Genomic DNA, 3590 nt, shown 5'->3' with positions numbered 1-3590 from the left:
GCCCGCACCAGCCCCCGGTCCGCCAGCCCGAACTGCCGGGCCGGATGTGCGGCCAGGTGCACGACGGCCTGCTCCCACGTCCAGTCCCCCAGCTCCCTGACGTGCCGGCCGAGGAACCTGGCGAACGCCCCGAACCCCCGCGGATGCGGATGCCCGCCCACGTAGATGCCGTCGGAGCCGCCGGTGTGCGAGGGGTGGCGCAGCATCCGGCGTACGGACTCTTCCCCTTCCGGCCCTTCGTCGGGGCGGGCGGTCACGGCCCCCGCCTCCAGCCGCGTCTCCGTCAGGAGGCGGCGGCAGAGCTCGGCCGGCTCCACCCCTGCCCGCTCGGCCGCCGCCACCATGCTCAGCCCCTCCGTCCACTCCATCCCCGGAGCGTGCGAGACGGTCAGCCGCGGCCAGGTGTCGGCCAGGGTCGGCCACCAGTCGTCCAGCTCGTCCGACGCGATCATCTTCAGCGCGCGGCCGGGCTCGGCGCCCGGCACGGACGGCGGCAGCGCGACCATGGCCAGGATGGTGTTGCCCCGCAGGTAGGGGTAGGTGTCGAAGGTCAGGTCCACGTTCTTGGCGAGCGCGTCCTCGACCAGCGGCAGCAGCACGCCGGCGGGGCCGTGCAGGTGGGAGACGTGCACGGCGGCGCCGGAGCGCTCCGCGATCTCCACGACCTCGGCCATGCCCACCCCGGCGCGGGCGCCGTAGGCGCGCATGTGGGTGACGTACGGGAGGCCGCCGAGCGGCTCGCACACCGCGGCCAGCTCATCGGCGGAGGCGTAGCGGCCCGGCAGGTATTCGAGCCCGCTCGACAGCCCGGCCGCGCCCTCCGACAGCCCGCGCTCGACGTGCCGCAACATCTTCGCCAGGTCGTCCGGCGAGGCGGGATCCGGCGAAGGGCCCATGACGTCGTAGCGGATCGTGCCGTGGGGCAGCAGGTAGGCCGTGTTCAACGCCACCGCGCGGTCGTACGAGCCGAGCAGCTCGCCCACCGTCAAAGGACCTTCGGACAGCGGGCCGTTGACGGCGGCGAAGTAGCGCGACGCGTAGGCCACGGTCTCGGCGGAGCCGGGCGCGAAGGACAGCCCGTCCTGCCCGAGCACGAACGTGGTCACCCCCTGCCGCAGCGCCGCCCGCTGCACCGCCGGGTCGAACACGGCCGCGTCGCCGTGGGCGTGGCAGTCCACGAAGCCCGGCGCCACGAACCGCCCCGCCGCGTCGATCATCGTCTCCGCCTGGGCGCCCTCCAACCAGCCGACCGCCGCGATCCGGTCGCCGGCGATCGCCACGTCCGCCCGGTACGGCGGGGCGCCCGTCCCATCGAGCACCCGCCCGCCGCTGATGACTACGTCGAACCTCACCCCAAGATTCAATCAGAGCGCGCCGGCACCGCCCCGCACGAAGCCGACGTGTCGATCGGCCGCGCGGCCAGCAGGTCGCGGGCCTGGGATCGGGCCAGGTTCCAGCCGTTCCACGGGTCCGGCCCGTCCAGCCCGTTGGTCGTGACGACGTCGGCCAGCACGCAGCTGCGCTGCGGCTCTGGCAGCCCGTCCAAGGCGGGCACCGCCTCCGCGCCGAGGTCGCCCAGGTAGTCGGAGTCGAGCTTGGTGACGCCGCGCACCTCCACCTGCGTGTACGCGACCTGCAGGTCCGGGTTCACGATCGCGAACGCGCCCAGGCCGAGCCCGGTGACCAGGACGATCGTCCGCGGCAGCCAGCCGGAGCCGCGGCCCGCGATCCGTACCGCGCCCGCCAGCAGCACCAGCGCGAACACCGCGCCCAGCCACCAGACCGTGGCCTGCACGGACAGCCGCAGCCTGGACAGGCCGTAGGCGTCGGTGTAGAGGTTCATGCGATGCAGGGCGGAGGCCAGCACCACCATGGTCAGCCCGCACAGCACGCCGAGCAGGCAGGCCAGCACCCAGCGCTCGCGGCGCTCCGTCTTGAGCAGCCCCACGGCCACGGCCACGATGCCGAGTACGAACACGCTGACCACCACGAGCTGGAAGAAGCCCTGTCTGGCGTATTCCGCGTAGGTCAGGCCCGCCGTCCTCAGCACCAGCCTGTTGCCGCCGAACAGCGCCGTGATCTGCACCGCCACGAACGCCGCGAACAGCAGGTTCACCGCCGTGAGCGGCACGAGCCAGACGCTCGTGCTCACCGTGAACTTGCTGTCGGGGGCCACGGGGTCGGCCACCGGCCTGAGCGCGACCAGCACGACGGCCGCGACCAGCACGGCGAAGACCGCGAACAGGAAGATCCGCAGCGGCGCCGACTCCGCCCATTCCGGCGCGGTGGTCAGCCGTTCCACGTAGGCGGCGAACACCGCGTCCGCCGAGCTGAACAGCAGCCCGAACACCAGCAGCAACACCGCCGTGATGCCGAGAGCGGCCAGCATCGGCGTGATCCGCCGCCGGGCCGTCAGCTTCTTGATCGGCGTGGCCAGGAACCACGGCACGGGACCCAGCGCGAGCAGCACCGACACGCCGCCCCTGATCACGCCCAGCCACCCGGCGCCGGCCCCGGAGACGGCCAGCGCACCCAGCCCGGCCCCCGCCACGAGCAGGATCGCGACCAGCCAGTCGGCGTCGCGGACCGCCGCCATGGAGATCAGCCCGTACGCCGTCAGCCCGAACGCCACCGTCCACGGCGTCATCCGCCGCACCACCGCGGGCAGCGCCGCCACGCCCAGCACCATCGCCACCAGCACGATCCCCAGCCCGACCTGCGCCTCGGGCAACGCCACAGCTGCGAACACCCCGGCCCCGGCCGCCGCGGGCAGCAGCCAGCGGGGCGGCTCGGGCAGCTCGGGCCTGGGGAAGAGCGGCGGCGGCACATACGGCGGCGGCGGAACCGACCGGCCCGCCGCTTGGCCGGCGGCAGGCTGGCCGGCTGTCTGCGCCGGCGCCTGGCCCGCTTCTTGGGCCGGTTGGGCGGCCGGCTCAGCCGTCTGAGCGAACGCCTGACCCCCCGCCTGCCCTGCCGCCTGCGCCACGTGACCTGCCGCCTGCGTCACGTGACCGGCCGCCTGGCCCGTCTGCTGGGCCGCCTGGTAAGCCGACTGGTAGGCCGCAGCCGCGATCCGGCGGGCCGAACCGGCGCCCATCGCCGCGCCGACGGCTCCCATCCCCGCGGTGCACATGACCAGCGTGATGAGGGCCAGCCCGTCCCCGACGGTAAAGCTGACGAGCACGGCGGCGAACAGGCCGACCAGGAACCCGAGCAGCACCCCGACGACGCCCCCGCCGATCACTCTGGCAAGCCCGCTCCCCTCCGCCTGCGGCATGCGCACACCCGGGGACGCGGCAGCCATGGCGCCGCCCACGAGCACCGGTTCCACGGCCGCAACGCCGCCATCGGTCACGACCCCGTCCCCCGTCACAACTCTCCCCTCGCCCGGGCCGGCGGCCGGATCCGGCCGCGCCTCCTCCGCCGTGTTCCGCTGCTGTTCCGCCTCTAACGGCGCGTCAGCCATCGTCGTCCTCCCTGGTAGATCGACGACCATGCGGCACCCCGCACAGTCGTCGATGCGAACGGATCCCCCGTGCAGCTCGACGATCTCCTTCACAATGGCCAGCCCCAGCCCCGCACCCCCGGAG

Annotated in this window: 2 protein-coding genes; both read right to left on the bottom strand. The window is 74.0% G+C overall.

Going from position 1 to position 3590, the window contains the following annotated elements:
• A partial coding sequence (locus tag EJK15_RS68250) for an N-acyl-D-amino-acid deacylase family protein (protein WP_138720766.1) occupies positions 1 to 1352 on the bottom strand: 1352 nt, incomplete at its 3' end.
• Positions 1353 to 1360: 8 nt separating this feature from the next.
• Positions 1361 to 3590, bottom strand: a 2230-nt coding sequence (locus EJK15_RS68245) for a DUF4153 domain-containing protein (protein WP_138720765.1), incomplete at its 5' end; no start/stop codon positions are given.

This window comes from Nonomuraea basaltis (genome assembly GCF_005893125.1).
Taxonomy (GTDB): Bacteria; Actinomycetota; Actinomycetes; order Streptosporangiales; family Streptosporangiaceae; genus Nonomuraea; species Nonomuraea basaltis.
The sequence above is the reverse complement of the archived record's forward strand: the minus strand, read 5'-3'. Positions and strand labels throughout refer to the sequence as shown.